Genomic DNA, 18,666 nt, shown 5'->3' on the forward strand with positions numbered 1-18,666 from the left:
GACATTTCGGAGCTGATGGCGTCAGATCACTGCGTTCGATGCCTGGGCACGTAGGTCTCGGGCCAGGTGATCCCGACGCTCGAGAACAAGCCTCCGCAGCGACGCGGGCGCCTCCGCATTGGCCTGGATCCAGGAATCGGCAGCAGAGGTGTCTTCAGCTGCCGGGAAGAGCCCGTTCACCAACCGTCGCGCGATCTCGATGCTGCGTTCGGACCACCACTTCCCCAGGGACGAGAAGTACTCTGCCGCATATCCCTCGATCAACGACGGGTCCGTGCCCGAACGGAATCCGGCGATCGTCGCATCCAGGCGGTCGTTCGAGAGTGAGCCGTCAGTGGTCGCCGACGCCCAGGCAGCCGCCTTGGTCTCGACATCGGGAATCGACGCCGCGGCGCGGACGTACGCCGTTCGACCCGCTGACGTGCTGTCCTTGCTCAGCTCACCATCGAAGTCGCTCACACTCGCATGGCCGGTCGCCGACAGGGCGATCCACAATGCCCACCGCAGATCAGGATCGAGAGCCAGTCCGACCGGCCCCGGGCAGGTGCCGTCGAGTATCGACCGCACCTCGTCGGCGCGAGCATCGTTGACCGCTGCAGCGGCCGACAGAGCCCGTGCCCATGCCAGCTGTCTTCCGGACTCCGGTTCGGCTTCGAACACCGCCTTCCAGGTCGTTTCCAACCAGCCTGCACTTACATTGGGCCGCAAGCTTTTCGGAACGTAGTGAAGAACCGCGTATTGGGCATCGGTCAGGATCGAGCTGAGAATCGCAAGATCTGTCTCCGCGGGAGCGAATCGTTCCACCATGTCGAGGTACCGGAACACCGAGAGCTGCGCATCACGCACCGAGTTCCACAGCGACGACCAGATCACCCCGCGCGCAAGCGGATCGCTCACGCGGTCCAGGGATGCCTCGACAGTGGACAGAGATTCCGCGTCCAATCGCACCTTGGCGTAGGTGAGGTCTTCGTCGTTGAGCAGTGTGAGTGCTCCGGGCGGAAGGTCGACCGACGTGCGTGATTCGGTGATGTCGAGTTCGACACGTTCGGTGCGAACAAGGTCTCCGGACTCGTTGTAGTCGTAGATTCCGACTGCGAGCCGATGCGGCCTCGGGTCCGTCTGGACCAGGTCTGTTCCGTCGAGCGACAGCGTGGACACTCCGGTGGTCTGCAACCAGATTCGGGCCCATTCGCGCACATCACGTCCGGAAGTCTCCGCGAGCACGTCGAGCAGATCAACCAGCGTGGTGTTCCCGAAGGCGTGGGCCTTGAAGTACCGTCGTGCCGCTTCGAAGAACGCGTCACGGCCGACGAACGCCACGAGTTGCTTGAGGACACTGGCGCCCTTGGCGTAGGTGATTCCGTCGAAGTTCAGCTTCGCAGCTTCGAGATCGACGATGTCGGCGACGATAGGATGCGTGGTCTGCAGCTGATCTTGGAGGTACGCCCACGCCTTCCGCTTGATGGCGAATGCCACCCAGGCATCGGTGAAGCGAGTAGCTTCGGCGCTGACCAGCGATCCCATGAAGTCGGCGAAGGATTCCTTGAGCCACAGGTCGTCCCACCAGACCATGGTCACGAGATCGCCGAACCACATGTGCGCCATTTCGTGCAGGATCGTGTTGGCGCGGCGCTGATGCTGCTCGTCGGTTGCGGTGCCGCGGAACACGTATGCCTCGGTGAAGGTCACCAGTCCCGGGTTCTCCATGGCGCCGAGGTTGTACTCGGGGACAAAGATCTGGTCGTACTTGCCGAACGGATACGGATAGTCGAAGTACTCGGCGTAGAAGTCCAACCCCTGACGGGTGATGTCGAAAACGTTCTCCGCATCGAGGTACGGAGCCAACGACGCCCGGCACAGCGCACCCAACTCGAAAGTGAGTTCGCCGCGACTCCACGACGACGCCACGCGGTGATACGGCCCGGCCGCGATCGCGGTGATGTAGGTCGAGATCGGCAGCGTCGGGGCGAAAGTGACGCGTTGTGCACCGTCCACGGAGAGAGTCTGGGTCGCGGGCTGATTCGACAGGACTTCCCAGCCGTCAGGTACTGTCACCTCGAATGTGAAGGGCGCCTTGAGGTCCGGCTGCTCGAAGCAGGCGAAAACACGCCTGGCATCGGCAGGCTCGTATTGCGTGTACAGATACGTCTGATCGTCAGCGTCGTCGACAAATCGGTGCAGCCCTTCACCGGAACGGCTGTAGTTGCCGTGAGCTGCCACCCGAACGACGTTCGATCCGCCGAGTCCGCGCAGCACGATCCGGGATCCGTCGTACTCCACCGGAATCGACGCACCGTCGACGTCCACGGAATCGACTGCAGCACCGATGAAATCGAGCCACGTGGACTCCACCGAGGACGTCAGATCAATTGTCGTGACCGTCGAAAAGGTCTTCACGGCGGAGTCGACCGCCGATCGCAGATCCAACTCCACCCGGTAACCGGCGACGGAGATGGCTCGAGATCGTTCGGCGACTTCGCTTCGATTCAGGTTCGCAGTACTCACGCACTCGATCCTGCCAGGCCGCGCGCGGCGATGTGAGCCGCCGTGCGCCTATCCCTTGAACGCGCCCTGCCAGACGGTGTCGAACGGCGTGTGTGCCGAGACGCGGCCTTCGATGCCCGCCGTGACGAACTTCTTTGCCAGAGCGACGGCTTCTCCCACGTCGGCGCCTTTTGCCAGCTCCGCGGTCACTGCGGCGGCCAGCGTGCAACCGGCACCCGAGACGCGCTCTTCGCCGACCTTGGGGGCGGAGAGAACAGTCACGTCGGTCCCGTCGAACAACACGTCGACGGCGTCGCCACCGGCGAGTTCGACACCGCCCTTTGCGAGCACGTACTTGGGTCCGAGGTCGTGGATACGACGTGCGGCCTCGATGAGGTCGTCGACGCTTTCGATGCTGTCCATTCCGGCGAGGGTGCGTGCCTCGAACAGGTTGGGTGTGACGACTGTGGCGAGCGGGAGGATCGAATCACGAAGTGCTGTATCGGTATCGAGAGCCGCGCCGGGCTCCTGGCCCTTGCAGATCAGGACCGGGTCGAGGACGACGTGGCGCCAGGACTGCCGACGCAGGCCCTCTGCCACAACCTCGATGGTGGCGGGCGTGCCCAACATGCCGATCTTGACGACGTCCAGATCGTGAGCCGCAGTCGCAGCCTCGATCTGATCAGCGATCACGTCAGGAGCGATCGGTACGAAGCGATGACCCCAGTTGTTCTTGGGATCGAACGAGACGATACATGTGGTGGTCGCTACGCCGTAGACGTCCAATGCCTGGAACGTCTTCAGGTCGACCTGCAGGCCGGCACCGCCAGTCGCTTCGGACCCAGCGATGACATAGGCGAGGTCAACCACAGCACAATCTCCTTCTTCGGACTTTCGAAACGTGCGTGGATGGCCACGAACGCGGGACCCAGTTTATCAACCGTTCCGACGTCTGGTTTTCGGCTATGCGGGCACCGGACTTCCCCACGCGACGTCGTTGTCCTCGTATCCGAACGGCGGACCGACGAACTCGCCGCCGCAGGTGATCAGCGCGAGGGTTTCGGGTCCGTCGAGGCTGTTCAATCGCTCGACCGGCAGCTCGCCGTCCTTGCCGTAGTGATCGACCGCATCGATACGGTAGTTCCAGGTCTGTCCCCCGGCGCCCGCCACGGTCACGACCGAGCCGATTTCCAGTGTCGAGAACTTCTTTCCGAAACCGTCACCCTGATAGATGTCGTTGATGTGTCCGGTGATCACCACGGTGCCCGCGCCGGAGCCGGGAAATGCCGAATCTGCCCACCATCCGATCTCACTGACATCCTCGGGCGGAATGAGCGAGCCGTCCGTCGTCGTCTTGATCGGCAGGATGTCAGCGGTGCTGTTGCCTGTGCGCAGCGTGGTCGGGACATCCGGACCGTCGACCACCGCGCGAATCTCTGGCGGCAAATCTTGTTGGCCGGTCGCGAGGACGCGGGTCGGCGAGTCACCGTCGTCGGAACATCCGCCGATCAAGAGCATTGTCGCCACTACTGCAGTGGCCCACGTTCGGCTGGCCGTGGATCCAGGTGCCGCTGTCACGGACGAGAAGTCGGGCCGGACGGAATCTGGGAAATTGGTACTCGGTTTCCTACGTCACGACCGGGAAGTGGGTCACCGGAATCCCCACCGTTCCCACCGGAACCGTCACCACCGCTGCCGTTTCCGCCACCGCTTCCATTCCCCCCGCCGCCGGGGCCGGGGCCGGGGCACTCACCTCCCGGATCGGTGGTGTCGCCTGCCAAGACAATCTTGACTGCCGAGAGGTTGACCGTCTGGTTCTGCGCGACTTGTCCAGGAGTTGTGACGTCGAATGCGAGCTTGGCACGTACGGGGATGACCGAACCGTCGTCAGCGTCGGTGACCGTTGACCCTGACCGGCCGAGATCTTGGGTCAACGTCATTCTGGAGATCAAATCCTGATCTCCGGTCAAGCCGGCGCCGTCGATCCGAAGGGTCCCTCGGACGGGACTTCCGTGGGCTCTGATCGTCACCGATGCGCGAAACTCGAGGATGTCTCCCGGCACTGTCCGCCACGCCTCGATCGAGTTGATTTTCGTTCCAGGCGATCCAGTCGAGATGTCGTACCAACCGTCGATCACGGCCGGATCGAGTGACATCGAATTTTCGTTGATTTCCGAGTTGCACGCGCGGGTGAGCGAAACGGGGGCAGCCGATCCCACTGCGGGGAGTGCTGTCGACACAACGGTCGCCAAGACGAAGGCCGTCGCGGTGATGCCCGCGGTACGCCTGCCGAAGATCGTCATTCTCTCGCTACCTTTTTCCGCGGACCGTAGCTTCCGGTCAATTCAGTCAAAATACCAGTACAGCTGGACAAATAGGTCGAATTCCGTGCCGAATTCTTCTTGTTTTCTGTGAACTTCGGTTACGAGCAATTTCTCCGCACACGCGTTCCGGCAAGGGGTACATCGGATCAACTGGGGTCAGAAGTTATATTTCGCCCGCACATCGGAGCAGATCGCACTGATTTCTCACCGCATTGGACAGGTATTTCCGTTTCATAGCGGTCAGCCGGTGGAACAACGATCACTACAACGAGCGTGCCGGGCACGTGTCCGGTCGCCCCCCACCGAATCAAGGGAAACCGTCATGTCGGATACAACATCAGTCAAGCAGGGTTTCGCGGTAGGAACATCGATCGGGGCAGCCGTCATCTTGGTGACGGTCGGCATCGTGCAGTTCTTCCAAGGACTCGCTGCCGTCGCCGAAAACGAAGTGTTCGTAGTCGGGATCGACTACGTCTATCAGTTCGACCTGACGACGTGGGGTTGGATCCATCTCGTGTTGGGCGCGCTCGTCGCACTCGTCGGGCTCGCACTGTTCACCGGAGCGGCCTGGGCACGGGTGTCGGCCGTCGTGATCTGCGCGATCTCGATCATCGCGAACTTCTTGTGGCTGCCGTACTACCCCTGGTGGTCGACTCTCATCATCGCGCTGAACATCGTCGTGATCTGGGCGGTGTCGACATGGAAGCCCACCCAGACGACGAACGCCACGGCGCACGCATCGTCAACGCCGACTCGATCAGCTTGAGTTGAAAGTATGTGTAGGTGGATGGCGTATTCGGGAGAACCGATACTCGCCCATGACCTGCTGTTCCGACCACAGCACTCGCTGATCGACCAGAGCCTGCATTCTCAACTCGGGGCGACGACGACAAATGGCGACGGCTTCGGAATCGGCTGGTACGGGGAAGGCCCACAACCGGCAGTGTTCAAGAGCATCGAACCCGCGTGGAACGACTCGAACCTGCGCGAGGTCACCTCCCAATTGCGTACCCCTCTGCTGTTCGCCCACATCCGCGCCTCGACGGGAACTGCAGTGCAGCGCAGCAACTGCCACCCGTTCCGGCACCGGCAGTGGTTGTGGATGCACAACGGTTCACTACACGGATTCCACGATATGAAACGGGAATTGGTGACTGCCATTGATCCGTCGCTCTTTCCGGATCTCGAAGGATCGACGGACTCGGAAACTCTGTTCTTCCTCGCGCTGACGTTCGGCCTGACCAACGATCCGTTCGAAGGTGTCGCGAGGGCCGTCGGATTCGTCGAGCACACGGCTCACTCGCAGGGAATCGACAATCCGGTTCAGATGACCGTCGCCACGTCGGATGGCATCTCCACCTGGATCTTTCGCTATTCCAGCGAGCACCAGTCGAGGTCGTTGTTCTTCTCCACCGAGATTTCCACGCTGCGCAAGCTCCATCCAGAGGTGGAAGCCCTGCACCATCTGAGCGAGGAGACCCGAATCGTCGTCTCCGAGCCTCTGCGCGACCTTCCTGGCGCCTGGAACGAGGTTCCCGAATCCGCCGCAGGCGTCATCCGGCCCGGACGGGACGAGATGCGGAACTTTGTGCCGATCCCACCAGCCTGATTGGGTCATACAACCAGGCGTAGCTATGAAATAGCTTGCATTCGAAGCGCTTTCACGAAAACTGAGAAAACGGAAACTCGGCACACTAGTCACGCGAGAGGATGAGCCGGAACGCCAAGCGAGCCTTCTCCGTATCCGGAGTGCCACCAGTGAGCAAATCGTTGTAGATGAACGACTCACCCACGCGAACCAGCAGATATGCCATGTCCTCGACGGGCAGGTCTGGCCGAATCTGCTCCGGTATTTCAGCTTCGATCAGCCTTCGCACGGATTCGACCATCGTGCCCTGAATCGGCCCCAGTCCAGTTGTGAGTATGCACAACGCCTTTTGCGGTTCCCGAGTCAAATACGTCCGGAAGAATTCGGTCTCGATTGTCGCCCGTGCATGGTAAGTGAGGACGTCGACAACCCTTGACGCTCCGCTTCCACCGCACTCCTCGAGGCCCATTCGCCACGTTCGGCGCGCCAGCGAATCGAGCACGTCACCGGTAATTGTGTCGCGATTCCCTGCACGCCGGAACAAGGTGGTCCGATCCACCCCCAACTCGGTGGCCAAAGCGTTCACATCGAGCGGTTTTCCGGCTGCGAACTGTCGTCGGGCGGCACTCAACGCTTCCGCGCGGATGTCACGTGTCTCGGCCATGGAGTGAATGTATCGCTGACGACGTGCTGGTCGGTAGCCGGAGGCGATCAGACGGCGCCATCGACGGCAATCGTTGCAACATTCATTGACTTTGTTGCAGGTGAGTGTTTATTGTTCCCCGGTACGTGATTCCAGTCACAACAATTCAGTTGTTTACGGAGGAATGCGATGAACGATCACACGTGGACGACCCGACGATGAGCCCACTTCTGCAAGTACGAGACCTCACGGTTGACATTGGGACAGAATCGATTTCGAACAGACTCCTCGACCGAGTGAGCTTCGAGTTGGGGTCGGGCGAAATCACCGGCCTCGTAGGAGAGAGCGGGAGCGGAAAGACACTGACCGGACTCGCTCTGCTCGGTCTCTTGCCCCGTACGGCAACAACCAGCGGAAGCATCCGTTTGGAAGGACAGGAACTTGTGGGTCTGCCCGCCGCCAAGTTGAGGAAAATACGCGGTCGCGACGTCAGTATGGTCTTCCAGGACCCGAGTTCGGCTCTCAACCCCTCCGTCAGCATCGGTCGCCAGATCGTCGATGTGTTGAAGGCCCACCGCGACATCACGAAAGTCGATGCGGAGGACGTGGCTACAGATCTTCTCCACCAGGTCGGACTGGCCGACCCGAGCAGAACCTTGAAGTCGTACGGGTACGAGCTTTCCGGCGGGATGTGTCAGCGGGTGATGATCGCGATGGCCCTGGCATGCGGTCCGAAGTTGCTGATCGCGGACGAACCGACAACAGCGCTCGACGTCACCATCCAAGCTCAGATTGTCGATCTCCTTCGAGAACTGGCCGAACAGCGCGATCTTGCCGTGTTGTTGATCAGTCACGACCTCGCGGTTGTCGCCGAGGTCGCGGATCGAGTCATCACCATGTTTCGCGGCGAGATCGTCGACGTCGCGCCACGAGACGTGCTGCTTCGGCGGCCCGCGCATCCCTACACGTTCAGCCTTCTCGAGGCGGCACGCTCGACATTCGAAGAAGTCTCCTCCCAATCACCCAAGGCGCGAGGCGATTTCACCAGCAAAGCCCCTGCTGACGGCGTGGGTTGCCGATACGTCGCCCGGTGCAACTACTCCGAGGAGCTCTGCATATCCGATCATCCACTTCTGATCGGATCACCGGAATCGGCAACAAGATGTCACCGCAGCGACGAACTCGAGTTGCTCGGACTGGTGAGCTGATGAGCAACACCGACGTCATCGTCAACGTTCGGAATCTGGCAGTCGAGTACGGACGCGGACGCAAAGCTCTTCGCGCGGTCGACGACGTCAGCTTCTCCGTACAGAGGGGCGAAACCCTTGCGATAATCGGTGAATCAGGATCGGGAAAATCCTCGACGGCTCACGCTCTCGCGGGTCTGGTGGCTACGGCCGCAGGCTCCATCACTATGAATCTCGACGACCCGGCGTTCGGCAAGGGTGGATCTTCCCATCTCATTTTTCAAAACCCTACGTCGGCCTTGAACAATCGGATGGCCTCATGGGCTTGCGTAGCCGAGCCGATGGCGCCAGGGCGTCTGCGCATCCCACAGTCCTTGCGGCCGAAAGCCGTCGAGCTGTTGCGTCGGGTCGGTCTCGGCGCTGAGCTTGCCGACCGCCTCCCGACCCAGCTCTCCGGTGGCCAACGCCAACGCGTGACCATCGCTCGTGCACTTGCCTCCAAGGCGCCACTGATTCTCTGCGACGAACCTGTTGCCTCCCTGGATGTTTCGCTTCAGGAAGAGGTGTTGCAACTTCTTGCCGATCTCCGAGAAGAACATGACCTCACGTACATCTTCATTTCGCACGATTTGGGTTCGGTGGCACGGATCGCCGATCGCGTCGCGGTGATGTACCTCGGCCGAATCGTCGAGATCGGACCGGCTGCCACGGTCCTGAGGACTCCATCGCACCCCTACACGCAGGCGCTTCTCGCCGCGGCCCCGCACATCGAACTCGAGCGGCGCAGTCGTCGGAAAGCATTGGTGCGGGGCGAGTTACCCGACCCACGGAATCCACCCTCGGGCTGTCGATTCCGCACCCGCTGCCCGTTTGCGATGGATCGCTGTGCGTCGGAAGCGCCGTCACTTCGCGCGGCCTCGAATTCCGCACACAGCTCCGCCTGCCATCTATCGTCCCCGGCCACATCGATCGGAATCTCCAACCCGCCGCAGTAAATGCGTGCCGCGTCAGTCTCCCCCTTCCGAGAAGACCAAAGCGAAAGTCCACCATATGAATCCGCGTCTGTCTTTGCGATCCCGATATCCGATCACACGCTTCCAGAATCATGGGAAAAGTGGCCCACGTGTGCTGGTAGCTGCGTTTGCACTTTCTGCTCTCGTGCTCAGCGGCTGTTCGAGCAGCGCCACCGGTACCGCCGGCGATACCGGACCTGCCGATCCGAACGCCGAACTCAAGGTCGCGACATCGCACGTGCCCGCCTCGCTCGACCCGTGTGCGGGAAACATCGGATACGACATCGACTACTTACAGTTGATGTATGCACCACTGATCGATGCGGAACCTGCCACCCAGAAGTTGCGGCCCGGAATCGCCAGCGAGTGGGGCTTCTCCGGACCGGACAACCTGACGTTCGAGATGACGTTGCAGAACGGCTTGACCTTTCACGACGGTACAACTCTCGATGCAGCAGCAGTCAAGGCAAGCATGGAACACTGCTTGAGTCTCGGAATCGTTTCCGTCCCGACGATCAAGAGCATCGAAGCAACGTCCCCAGATCACATCACGATCTCGTTGAGTTCACCTACCTCCGGCTTACCAGGGTGGCTCAACGGCAGATTGGGAATGGTGGTCTCCCCCACTGCGCTGGCAGCAGCAGGGGCAGACTTCGCCAACAAGCCTGTAGGCGCAGGGCCGTACACATTCACCAGCGCAGTCCCGAACAGTTCATACACATTCAGTCGATTCGACGACTACAAACCGGCGGGTCCACCCAGCCCTCAGCTCGCCAAGATCCAGATCCAGGTGATCTCCAATCCCACAGCGCTGACAAATGCCCTGACATCGAACGCTGCGGATTTTGCATACGGGCTCACACCGTCGAGTGCTCCGATCCTCGAACGCAACCCCAACCTGAACGTCAGTCACGATCCGAGACTCGGAGTTGCGCTCGTCGTGATCAACAACAAGAACCCCGTGGTCAACGATGTCCGCGTTCGTCTGGCGATGCAATACGCGCTCGACCGCAAGGCAATTGCGCGAGCCGCACTGGACAGCACGGAAGGAACTGCGGCGTTCGGTCAATATCCTCCCGGTTCGCAGTTCTACGACGAGGAAACCGAAGATGCATGGCCGTACGACCCGGAGAAGGCCAAATCGCTGCTAGCGGAGGCTGGGTATCCGAACGGGGTCACCGTGCGCGGATTAGCAGGCAATCTACCGCCGTACTCGACCAACGCGGTCCTTGTCGGAGAACAATGGGAGAAGGTCGGCATCAAGGTCGACTTCGTCGAAATGACTGGACCTCAGGCGATTACGGAGTTCGTCGCACACAACAGCGCGGACGTCTTCAGCGTGGGATGGCCCACGCGAGCATCCGCACCGCTCAATTTCGAAGCCTCGCTGGGTTCGCGGTCGTACTTCCGGCAGAATTCCGTCCCCAACGAGGATTTGGAGAAGTTGATCGCACTGTTGAACAACACGTATGACGAAACCGCTCAGCTCGACATCGTCAAACAGATCAATCAAGTCGTGATCAAGTCCGCTGAGTACGTACCGTTGTACTTCACTCCCGACGTGGTCGCCTACACCAAGAACGTCCACGGGGCCGTTCCTGCACTGAACGGCTCCCCCAATCTGACGTACCTCTCGAAGTCATGACGACGACCGTTGTATCGCAAGAGAATTCGTTGGCCCCCGAGCCTGAGAGCGTTCCGACCCGAAACCCTCACCGATCGCCGGTGAATCCTTACATACGGATGATCGGCGTCCGGTTCGCACAGATAATTCCTACCGCGATCATCGCTAGTTTCATAACCTTTGCCCTTATCCGGATAATCCCCGGTGGACCAGCCGAGGCCCTTCTCGGTCCGAACGGCAGCGATGAATCGATCGCCGCACTCAACGAGCGCCTCGGATTGAATCAACCTCTGCTGGTCCAGTACTGGAACTGGGTGGTGTCGGCTCTGCACGGAGATCTGGGAACGTCGCTACAGAACAGCGCCCCCGTCGGCCCACAGATCCTTGCGCGCCTGCCGGCGAGCGCCGAGCTCGTTGTACTCGCACTGTTACTGTCCGCCGTCGTCGCTATACCGCTCGGTGTGTGGACCGCGACGCGGCAGGGACGACGCAGCGATGGTCTGACCCGCACGGTTTCGGGGATCGGACTCGCGGTACCGGACTTCTTCCTCGCTATCGTGCTGGTCGATGTCTTCGCCCTCGGTTTGGGAGTTCTACCGGTGCTCGGCTGGGTTCCTCTCGAGAACAGTGTGATCGACAACCTGAGCCATTTGGTCCTACCAGCAACGGCGCTCGCTGCCGGCGCAGCATCGATTGCGGTTCGGCAGACCAGGGCTGCGATGATCGAGACACTGTCAAGTGACTACGTACGAACTGCGCGTGCGATGGGTATCGACGAGCGGAAGATCGTGTGGCGCTACGCGCTACGAAACATCGTTCCCACGATTGTCACTGTCTATGGATTGCTCGCCGTGGCGATGCTGGGTGCGACGGTCATTCTCGAGCAGATCTTCGTGCTGCCGGGCCTCGGGAGCGCTCTCGTCATTGCGATCGACACGCGAGATTATCCGATGCTTCAAGGCATTGTGTTGCTGTTCGTCGTGATCGTGCTTCTCGTGAACATCCTGGTCGACGTCGTCAACAACATGATCAGCCCACAATTGAGGAAGGGAACGATCTCGTGAGCCAACTCGCGTTGACCACCGCAGGCGAGACCCGCTCCAAGTGGGCTCTCCCTCGACTGCACCCCGGATTATGGCTCAGCTACTGCTTTCTCGGCACGCTGATAGCGGCGTCCGTCTTGGCCTCGTTCGTGGCTCCACACAGTCCGACCGATCAGAACCTGACCAACACGTTCGCCGGTCCGAGTGCACAGCACCTGCTTGGCACTGACGGCTTCGGTCGTGACGTGCTCAGTCGATTGATCTGGGGAGGACGCTCCGCCTTCTTCGGCGTCGCGATCGCTGTCGCCGTCAGTCTGCTGTTGGGAATTCCGTGGGGGTTGATCGCCGGATATTGGCCACGCTGGATCGGCGCGTCACTCCTCCGGGTGGCGGACGCATTGCTGGCATTCCCAGGTTTGGTTCTCGCAGTGGCTATTACCGGTGTTCTGGGGCCGAGCCTGATCACGTCGATGTCAGCGCTCGGAGTCGTCTATGCACCCACAATTGCAAGAATTCTGGCTGCCGGGGTCAGCGAAACGAGGAACCGAGACTTCGTTCTGAGCGCGCGACTCTCAGGATGCCCGCCGCACGTAGTGCTGCTGCGTCATCTTCTTCCGCACGCAATCGGGCCGGTTGTCGTTCAGGTGACCGTGCTCACCGGCCTGACCTTTCTCGCGCAGGCGGCACTCTCATTCCTGGGGTTGGGAATACAGCCCCCCACTCCGAGTTGGGGCGGTGACTTATCCGATGCGTACCTGCACATCTTGAGTGCACCACAACAGATTCTCCCCTCCGGCATTCTGATTTCATTGGTCGTCCTGGCCGTCTACCGAGTGGGTGATGCCGTCCGGGACCGCATGTATGTCAGAGGGAGATAGCCGGCGTAGAACAACCATCCGACTCGACTGTTCGAAGACCACACCACCAGCATGAAGGACTATCGATGACCTCGATCGCACCAGAAACCGCGCGCCGCGTCTTCCGTGGAGCCGAACCAATACACGGCATGATCTACTTCACCCCTTTCGGCGCGGAAGCATATGCCGCACTGGGCTTTACACACCCTCGAATGGGCTACTTCGCTTCGCGGTCTGCGCCCATGGGCGCAGTAGCGGCTGAAGTCACCATCGCTACGTTCTTCAACTTCAACCCCGAACTGGTACACGCGGTGCTGCCGGAAGCCTGGACAATCGCCACCCCCGAACAGATCCTCACCGCTCGACTCGACGCTGTCGACCGTTCGCTGCGCAAGGCCTGGGGAGAACATGTCGACGGCACCGAAGTTCGCGAAGCTGCCGAACTCGCACGTCGAGCCGCGGAACGCGCCTGCAACAGACCACAAGGGCGACCCCTGTTCGGTGGGCACGCATCATTGCCGTGGCCTGAGGAGCCTCATCTCGTGTTGTGGCATGCCCAATCCTTGCTCCGGGAGTTTCGCGGAGATTCTCATGTCGCACTTCTTCACGCCGAGGGACTCAACGGTGTCGAAGCGTTGGTAGTCCACGCCGCAACCGGTGATGTTCCTGCTGCTGCTCTGCAAATGAGCCGGGCATGGGACAACGATCAGTGGGCGGAAGGCGTCGAAAGTGTGCGGGCGCGTGGATGGCTCGAAGACGGCCCCGAGCTTCACCTGAACGAGGTGGGTCGTGATCGCCGGAAGCGGGTTGAGCATCAGACCGATGTGCTGGGGTCGTACCCGTACGAAGCGATCGGAGAGACCGGATGCAGTCGACTGATCGAAATCTCGGAACGTCTCTCCGGTGAGGTGATCGATGCAGATCTCGGATTTCCGGCAGCACTGGCAGCACGTCGCCGATTGCGTGCGTGACAGCAGGTCGTGAGTGTCGAACGTGGCTGGTGGTGATACGACGAGGGTGTCACCACCAGCCCCTTCACACAATTATCGCCGAAGTCGGCTGCGCCCCCAATCTGCACAGGGAGAAGGCATCCGGATGAGACTGCCGTTGTGCCGAATTCTCCCGCGGGATGGGTCAAGATGGCCAGATGTGGAAACAGGCACTCGGGTTTGCTTTGTTCGGGGCGGCCGTTGCCTTGGTCGCCGCGTCGCTGACACAGGGGACTTCACAGGCATCGGACACGATCACCCTCTTTTCGGGTGGCATGACAATCTCGGGCTTCGCGGGTGAACCGCAATGGAACTGGCCGATAGAGGCTGCGGTGATCGGCGCCGTTCTGGGCGCGCTGACCGGGTTCGTGCTCCGCCTCGCGGGCGTGCGAATCTCCGGAGGCCAGGACAATCGAATGGTCCGAACTGTGGTGGCAGGCCTCGCAGGCGTCACGCTTGGGCTGACGCCCCTGTTGGTCTTGATCGGCATGGCATTCACCGGGTCGGTTGATATCGGGTGGTCCCCGCTCCTGGTCTATGCCGTAAGCGGTCTCCTGGCTTATGGCATTTCGGTCGCCGCCGTGTTCGGAGTCCTTCGCGCTGCCGGGGATCGACTTACTGTTCGCACGACGCGAGCGGTCGCGGCGATGCTTCCGGTAGGGGCGTTGGCGGCGACTGCTGCGGGTGTCGGTACTGCCTGGAAGCTGGGCTTCTCCACCGCCGCTCCCACCTGGATTGCAGTCGTACTGCTGGTGGTGCTCGTATTGGCCGTGACGTTCGTTGCGGCCCGGGCATGGGCACTGCGGATGCAGGCTCGTGACTTTCCAGAAGTGGCATAGGCGGTGGAACGATTGATTCCGACGGGCGCATCGAGATGAGGGGCGAGCGAATCTTCGCGGGACTCGTCGTCGGCTTTCTGCTCGGGCTGTTCGGCTATCTGCCGTTGGTACTCCTGTGGCAACACTTCGCAGATGTCCCGCAGCCGCAGCTTTATCCGAACCGTTCGTTCACGTCGTTCGGCCCCAACCCTCCACCCCTCACCTACTGGATAAGTTGGGCGGCGCCTGCCGCCGTGTTCGTCATTCTCGGACTTATGACTATTCCCAGCCGCACCGGCAGGCAATTCGCGTTGCCATTGGTGCTCGCGTTCCTTTCTGTGGCGGCAATGGTGGCGTGGTTCTGGATCTCGATGGAACTGTTCTTCAGCCCCGACTGATCACTCACTCGATCGCGTATTGCGAAGCCCGCCGCGAGCACGCGCAGTGGCGCGCTTGTTCTGCAAGGCGATCCCCTGATGCACCGCAGCAACTACCAATGCCAGCACTGCCGCAGGGAGACTCCCCACCATCGACAGCAGAGACGGCATACCAGAGCTGAAAGCGGTAAAGAAACCCACCACTGCAGCACAAAGCATTGTCGCCGAGACGATCCAGGAAACGAATGGTCGCGGGATCACGGCTGGAATGACGCACAGATATGCCATGTCCTCGACGGGCAGGTCGGGCCGAACCTGCTCTGGTATTTCGGTTTCGATCATCCTTCGCACGAATTCGACCATCGTGCCCTGAATCGGCCCCAGTCCAGTTGTGAGTATGCACAACGCCGTTTGCGGTTCGCGAGTCAATTGACGGAAACACCCCAAAACCGCAGCCGGCACGAACGCTGCCAATGCTGCACCGATCCAATTACCCAGTACGACGTCGGCGTCGGACCCGGCGTCGCCAATGGATCAGCAATGTCCAACGCGCGGGAAGTGCGGGAGCGCCAGAACTGGAAATAGAAAGAGCCCCAACGCTAGTCCCAGGACGACGCCCCGCCACACGCTCAATCTCCGGCGGCGAGGCGTCTCCTGGTTGCTCATGTTCTACATGACTCCGGTTCCCGACTCGACAGTTCCGTCGCCGTAGACGAGGTACGGGCGGCCTGCCAGATGGCGTGGTCGACCTCCCACGCAGTGACTACCCGCCCTGTTTCCTCGCTCAGCACCTGAGCAATGTCACGAAGGAGCAAGCGCGCGGAATCCGGTGTTGTTTCCGCTCCGTGGCGAGCGAGCCACCGCAACACCATCCGATCGGGTTTGACCGTGTCCTGGTGCCCGATCAGCATCCACAGATAGCCGCGGCGCACACCCGCACCGCCCTCACCGGGAACTTTCCGCAACGCGGATTCGACCGCGTCGAGCCGGACTGTGGCGGTCAGTAGCCGGCGGGCATCGTCGAGGGTGAGCACGCCGTGTTCACGCAACACCTCCGCGTACCGAAGAACCGCGTCAGCCTTACGTATGCCGCCACGTGTCGAGGTGTTCTGCCGGTTCTTCGTCGTCTCCACCAATGCTTCCACCGAGGTGTAGCGATCGAGAAACGCATCGAGCGGGACCGGATCTGCCGCCTCCGGCACCGACATCTCCACGGACGGCGATTCCACATCGAAGTCCGCCACGACTCGACGGACCACGGGCACAACATGATTGTCGTAGTGCGCACCGATGCTGTAGACAGCGTCGAGCACACAGAAGCTCACCCACCGACGCTCCCGGGGCTTGGGGTCCAGCTCACGAACAGCGGCCACCAGCCGCGCAATGCCCTCATCACTGTGCATGCGCCGAACCGTAACCGACCAGGCAGACACACCTACCCAAAGATCTCATCATTCCACCCATGTTGTTGTCGCGGACGACCCACAAAATGCGCTCCACACCACACAAATACCGAAACCTACCGACACACAAGAACATTCAAAACACTCGAAAACGAGCCCAGAACACCCCACCCGACGCGGCACCACTCCCCACATCACCGAACCCGAACACCCCGCCGGCCCCACCGCCGCCACCTAAATCCACCGGCGCCCCACACACCCACGACAACCGGCAGCCTGTGAACGACGGTCGAAAACCTCATTCCACCGTCGTTCACTTTCGCGGCGATAGACGAATAGACCCAGCTCTGGGCGGTAAGTCACAACTCGAACGACGTCGTTGGCGCCCGGTATAGACGCGGACAGCAAAATGCCCAATGGACCAACGCTGACAAGATTCGGTGGTCGCGGCGCTAGGGCCATGCTTCGCTGGTACCGTCGATGTCATGACTCTGCAGAAAGGCGCATGAGCGCCCACCTCCGGCGTAGGTTCCTGCGCCCTCGACATGTCTTCTTCGCCGCTGCTCACCTGTGGGTGGTCGACGAGCGTCAACCCGTTGCGGCACTGATTGATCCGCACACAGAATCGTTGGCGCGGCTGGTGGCGTGGACCGATCTTCCTCCGACCCCTCCGGGATTCGGCCCAGCACAGATCTCTGCCGACGAGTCCGGTTTATGGATACAGAATCACCGCGACGGTCCCTTGGTTCACATTGGCATCGACGGCATCGACCGTTCCGAATACACCGAAGGGCACCATCTGATCGGCGCGGGACGCTCCGGCGCCTGGTGCATGACGACTACACGCAGGAACAACGACATCGCACCCTCGCCGGATATTCCGCCACGGACGCTGAGGCGCAAACCGGGGGTCTGTCTCGCTAACGGTGTTTCGGCGGTTTTCCATCAGTAAGTTTCCGACCCAGGCCAACGATCAGCGAACGTGATCGCAAACGCGTTCAGAGCAGGTTTCCACCGCACAATCCATCGTGCCTGGCCCTTGCCTGTCGGGTCCAGCGAACGCGTCACCAAATACAAGCATTTCAGTGCAGCCGCCTCCGTGGGAAAATGCCCCCGCGCTTTCACGGACCTCCGATACCTGGCATTGAGGGACTCAATCGCGTTGGTGGAGCACAGCACTCGCCGTATCTCGATGTCGTAATCGAGGAACGGAATGAACTCCTGCCAGGCATTCGTCCACAACCGGATAATCGCCGGATATCGCTCGCCCCAACGTTCAGCGAGATCGTCGAACGCAGCTCGAGCTGCCGTCTCGGTCGGGGCGGTATAGATCGGTTTGAGATCGTGCTTGAGCCCGTCCCAGTGCTGCCGCGACGACAATCGAAAGGTATTGCGAATCAAATGGATAACGCATGTCTGAACCGTGGTGGCCGGCCACACGTTCTCGACGACCTCCGGCAAGCCTTTCAATCCGTCGCAGACCAGGAAGAACACGTCCCGAGTACCGCGATTTCGAATGTCCGTCAGCACGGACATCCAAAATTTGGCGCCCTCACCGCCGGTCCCGGCCCACAATCCGAGTACATCGCGGTGGCCGTCGAGACTGACACCGATCGCGGCGTAGATCGGCCGGTTCGCGACCTGACCGTCCCGGACTTTGACGACGATCGCATCGATGAAAACTGCCGCGTACACCTCGTCGAGCGGCCGGGCAGCCCAGTCCTGCATCTCCTCGAGCACCTTGTCAGTGATCCGTGAGATGGTCTCTTTCGAGACCGAGGCACCGTAGATTTCGGCGAAATGAGCGCTGATCTCACCGGTCGTTAGCCCCTTGGCGTACAACGACAACACGATCTCGTCGACCCCGCTGAGGCGTCGTTGGCGCTTTTTGACGATCTGAGGCTCGAACGTCCCCTCCCGATCACGAGGGACGTCGATCGGGACATGCCCGGCCGCCTCGGTCAACACCGTTTTCGGCCGGGTTCCGTTGCGAATATTCGTGGATTCCCGATCCGGTGGAGCTTGGTTCTTGTCATGGCCGAGGTGCTCGGTCATCTCCTCGTTCAACGCCGTTTCCAGAACGGTTTTGGTGAACTGTTTGAGCAGCCCGTCCGGTCCTGTCAGCGACAGGCCCTGCTCCTTGGCCAGTCGCACCAACTCCGCAGCTGCCGCAGCTTCCGCGGAGGGCCCGGCCCTCTTCTTCGTCACATCTTCCAGTGTCGTCATCTCGGCACCTCCTCGCCGAGCATTCACTCAGCTTGTCGGGCCAAAACACCGATTACGAAACAGTCCCCAAACCGGCACTGCTGGTGACGA

19 protein-coding genes are annotated in these 18,666 nt (G+C 60.9%); 11 read left to right on the forward strand and 8 right to left on the reverse strand.

Annotated elements, in window-relative coordinates; all coding sequences use genetic code 11:
• Positions 1-21: 21 nt before the first annotated feature.
• The 4 genes from pepN to ACVZUB_RS15670 all read right to left on the reverse strand — a co-directional run bounded on the left by pepN (position 22) and on the right by ACVZUB_RS15670 (position 4,787).
• Entirely contained in the window at positions 22-2,505 is a 2,484-nt protein-coding gene (gene pepN, locus ACVZUB_RS15655; protein ID WP_482627499.1) for an aminopeptidase N, read from the reverse strand.
• A gap of 48 nt (positions 2,506-2,553) precedes the next feature.
• Positions 2,554-3,354: a bifunctional hydroxymethylpyrimidine kinase/phosphomethylpyrimidine kinase gene (thiD, locus tag ACVZUB_RS15660; RefSeq protein WP_003946192.1), complete on the reverse strand. Its 801-nt coding sequence runs from the start codon at positions 3,352-3,354 to the stop codon at positions 2,554-2,556.
• A gap of 93 nt (positions 3,355-3,447) precedes the next feature.
• Positions 3,448-4,062 (reverse strand): class F sortase, encoded by a 615-nt coding sequence (locus ACVZUB_RS15665; RefSeq protein WP_347570824.1) that lies wholly within the window; start codon positions 4,060-4,062, stop codon positions 3,448-3,450.
• On the reverse strand, positions 4,059-4,787 hold the full coding sequence (locus ACVZUB_RS15670) for a hypothetical protein (RefSeq protein ID WP_165639297.1): 729 nt from the start codon (positions 4,785-4,787) through the stop codon (positions 4,059-4,061). Before ACVZUB_RS15670 ends, ACVZUB_RS15665 begins: the two co-directional genes overlap by 4 nt.
• Before the next feature lie 343 nt (positions 4,788-5,130).
• Here ACVZUB_RS15670 and ACVZUB_RS15675 point away from each other — a divergent pair, with 343 nt between their 5' ends.
• Both ACVZUB_RS15675 and ACVZUB_RS15680 read left to right on the forward strand, forming a co-directional pair.
• On the forward strand, positions 5,131-5,574 hold the full coding sequence (locus ACVZUB_RS15675; RefSeq protein WP_165639298.1) for a DUF7144 family membrane protein: 444 nt from the start codon (positions 5,131-5,133) through the stop codon (positions 5,572-5,574).
• 21 nt (positions 5,575-5,595) lie between these two features.
• Positions 5,596-6,417, forward strand: coding sequence for a class II glutamine amidotransferase (locus ACVZUB_RS15680; protein ID WP_165639299.1), 822 nt, complete (start codon positions 5,596-5,598; stop codon positions 6,415-6,417).
• 85 nt (positions 6,418-6,502) lie between these two features.
• On the opposite strand, the gene ACVZUB_RS15685 is transcribed toward ACVZUB_RS15680, so the two are convergent.
• A complete protein-coding gene (locus ACVZUB_RS15685; protein WP_021333511.1) occupies positions 6,503-7,060 on the reverse strand; it encodes a QsdR family transcriptional regulator in 558 nt (185 codons plus the stop codon).
• A 275-nt stretch (positions 7,061-7,335) separates the two neighbouring features.
• Between ACVZUB_RS15685 and ACVZUB_RS15690 the strand changes: the two genes are divergently transcribed.
• The 8 genes from ACVZUB_RS15690 (at position 7,336) to ACVZUB_RS15725 (ending at position 14,968) form a co-directional block, all read left to right on the forward strand.
• Positions 7,336-8,247 (forward strand): ABC transporter ATP-binding protein, encoded by a 912-nt coding sequence (locus ACVZUB_RS15690; RefSeq protein ID WP_253741446.1) that lies wholly within the window; start codon positions 7,336-7,338, stop codon positions 8,245-8,247.
• On the forward strand, positions 8,247-9,221 hold the full coding sequence (locus tag ACVZUB_RS15695; RefSeq protein ID WP_165639300.1) for an oligopeptide/dipeptide ABC transporter ATP-binding protein: 975 nt from the start codon (positions 8,247-8,249) through the stop codon (positions 9,219-9,221). Before ACVZUB_RS15690 ends, ACVZUB_RS15695 begins: the two co-directional genes overlap by 1 nt.
• 130 nt (positions 9,222-9,351) lie before the next feature.
• The gene (locus ACVZUB_RS15700; RefSeq protein WP_058038827.1) at positions 9,352-10,884 is read left to right on the forward strand and encodes an ABC transporter substrate-binding protein; all 1,533 of its coding nucleotides are present in this window, start codon (positions 9,352-9,354) and stop codon (positions 10,882-10,884) included.
• 80 nt (positions 10,885-10,964) lie between these two features.
• A complete protein-coding gene (locus tag ACVZUB_RS15705; protein ID WP_158171306.1) occupies positions 10,965-11,927 on the forward strand; it encodes an ABC transporter permease in 963 nt (320 codons plus the stop codon).
• Entirely contained in the window at positions 11,924-12,784 is an 861-nt protein-coding gene (locus ACVZUB_RS15710) for an ABC transporter permease (RefSeq protein ID WP_020969703.1), read from the forward strand. Before ACVZUB_RS15705 ends, ACVZUB_RS15710 begins: the two co-directional genes overlap by 4 nt.
• Positions 12,785-12,849: 65 nt before the next feature.
• Positions 12,850-13,734, forward strand: a complete 885-nt coding sequence (locus tag ACVZUB_RS15715) for an SCO6745 family protein (protein WP_030537506.1) — start codon at positions 12,850-12,852, stop codon at positions 13,732-13,734.
• 158 nt (positions 13,735-13,892) lie between these two features.
• Positions 13,893-14,591 (forward strand): hypothetical protein, encoded by a 699-nt coding sequence (locus ACVZUB_RS15720; protein ID WP_482627500.1) that lies wholly within the window; start codon positions 13,893-13,895, stop codon positions 14,589-14,591.
• A gap of 35 nt (positions 14,592-14,626) precedes the next feature.
• Positions 14,627-14,968, forward strand: a complete 342-nt coding sequence (locus tag ACVZUB_RS15725) for a hypothetical protein (RefSeq protein WP_007731870.1) — start codon at positions 14,627-14,629, stop codon at positions 14,966-14,968.
• Here ACVZUB_RS15725 and ACVZUB_RS15730 read toward each other — a convergent pair whose 3' ends face one another.
• Entirely contained in the window at positions 14,969-15,409 is a 441-nt protein-coding gene (locus tag ACVZUB_RS15730; protein ID WP_482628536.1) for a QsdR family transcriptional regulator, read from the reverse strand.
• Between the two features lie 200 nt (positions 15,410-15,609).
• Positions 15,610-16,350: a hypothetical protein gene (locus ACVZUB_RS15735; protein WP_482627501.1), complete on the reverse strand. Its 741-nt coding sequence runs from the start codon at positions 16,348-16,350 to the stop codon at positions 15,610-15,612.
• A 505-nt stretch (positions 16,351-16,855) separates the two neighbouring features.
• Here ACVZUB_RS15735 and ACVZUB_RS15740 point away from each other — a divergent pair.
• Positions 16,856-17,302, forward strand: coding sequence for a hypothetical protein (locus tag ACVZUB_RS15740; protein WP_482627502.1), 447 nt, complete (start codon positions 16,856-16,858; stop codon positions 17,300-17,302).
• On the opposite strand, the gene ACVZUB_RS15745 is transcribed toward ACVZUB_RS15740, so the two are convergent.
• Entirely contained in the window at positions 17,296-18,576 is a 1,281-nt protein-coding gene (locus ACVZUB_RS15745; RefSeq protein WP_209448798.1) for an IS256 family transposase, read from the reverse strand. The two genes, ACVZUB_RS15740 and ACVZUB_RS15745, sit on opposite strands and share 7 nt — an antisense overlap.
• Between the last annotated feature and the right edge of the window lie 90 nt (positions 18,577-18,666).

Source organism: Rhodococcus sp. OS5 (assembly GCF_056837585.1).

What these genes read in the sequence shown, in the direction of transcription:
- ACVZUB_RS15735 (WP_482627501.1), bottom strand. Translation starts at nt 16,350, where the DNA reads ATGCACAGTGATGAGGGCATTGCGCGGCTGGTGGCCGCTGTTCGTGAG.
- ACVZUB_RS15720 (WP_482627500.1), top strand. Translation starts at nt 13,893, where the DNA reads ATGGGTCAAGATGGCCAGATGTGGAAACAGGCACTCGGGTTTGCTTTG.
- ACVZUB_RS15695 (WP_165639300.1), top strand. Translation starts at nt 8,247, where the DNA reads ATGAGCAACACCGACGTCATCGTCAACGTTCGGAATCTGGCAGTCGAG.
- ACVZUB_RS15685 (WP_021333511.1), bottom strand. Translation starts at nt 7,060, where the DNA reads ATGGCCGAGACACGTGACATCCGCGCGGAAGCGTTGAGTGCCGCCCGA.
- ACVZUB_RS15715 (WP_030537506.1), top strand. Translation starts at nt 12,850, where the DNA reads ATGACCTCGATCGCACCAGAAACCGCGCGCCGCGTCTTCCGTGGAGCC.
- ACVZUB_RS15670 (WP_165639297.1), bottom strand. Translation starts at nt 4,787, where the DNA reads ATGACGATCTTCGGCAGGCGTACCGCGGGCATCACCGCGACGGCCTTC.
- ACVZUB_RS15680 (WP_165639299.1), top strand. Translation starts at nt 5,596, where the DNA reads ATGGCGTATTCGGGAGAACCGATACTCGCCCATGACCTGCTGTTCCGA.
- ACVZUB_RS15725 (WP_007731870.1), top strand. Translation starts at nt 14,627, where the DNA reads ATGAGGGGCGAGCGAATCTTCGCGGGACTCGTCGTCGGCTTTCTGCTC.
- ACVZUB_RS15745 (WP_209448798.1), bottom strand. Translation starts at nt 18,576, where the DNA reads ATGACGACACTGGAAGATGTGACGAAGAAGAGGGCCGGGCCCTCCGCG.
- ACVZUB_RS15740 (WP_482627502.1), top strand. Translation starts at nt 16,856, where the DNA reads ATGAGCGCCCACCTCCGGCGTAGGTTCCTGCGCCCTCGACATGTCTTC.
- ACVZUB_RS15675 (WP_165639298.1), top strand. Translation starts at nt 5,131, where the DNA reads ATGTCGGATACAACATCAGTCAAGCAGGGTTTCGCGGTAGGAACATCG.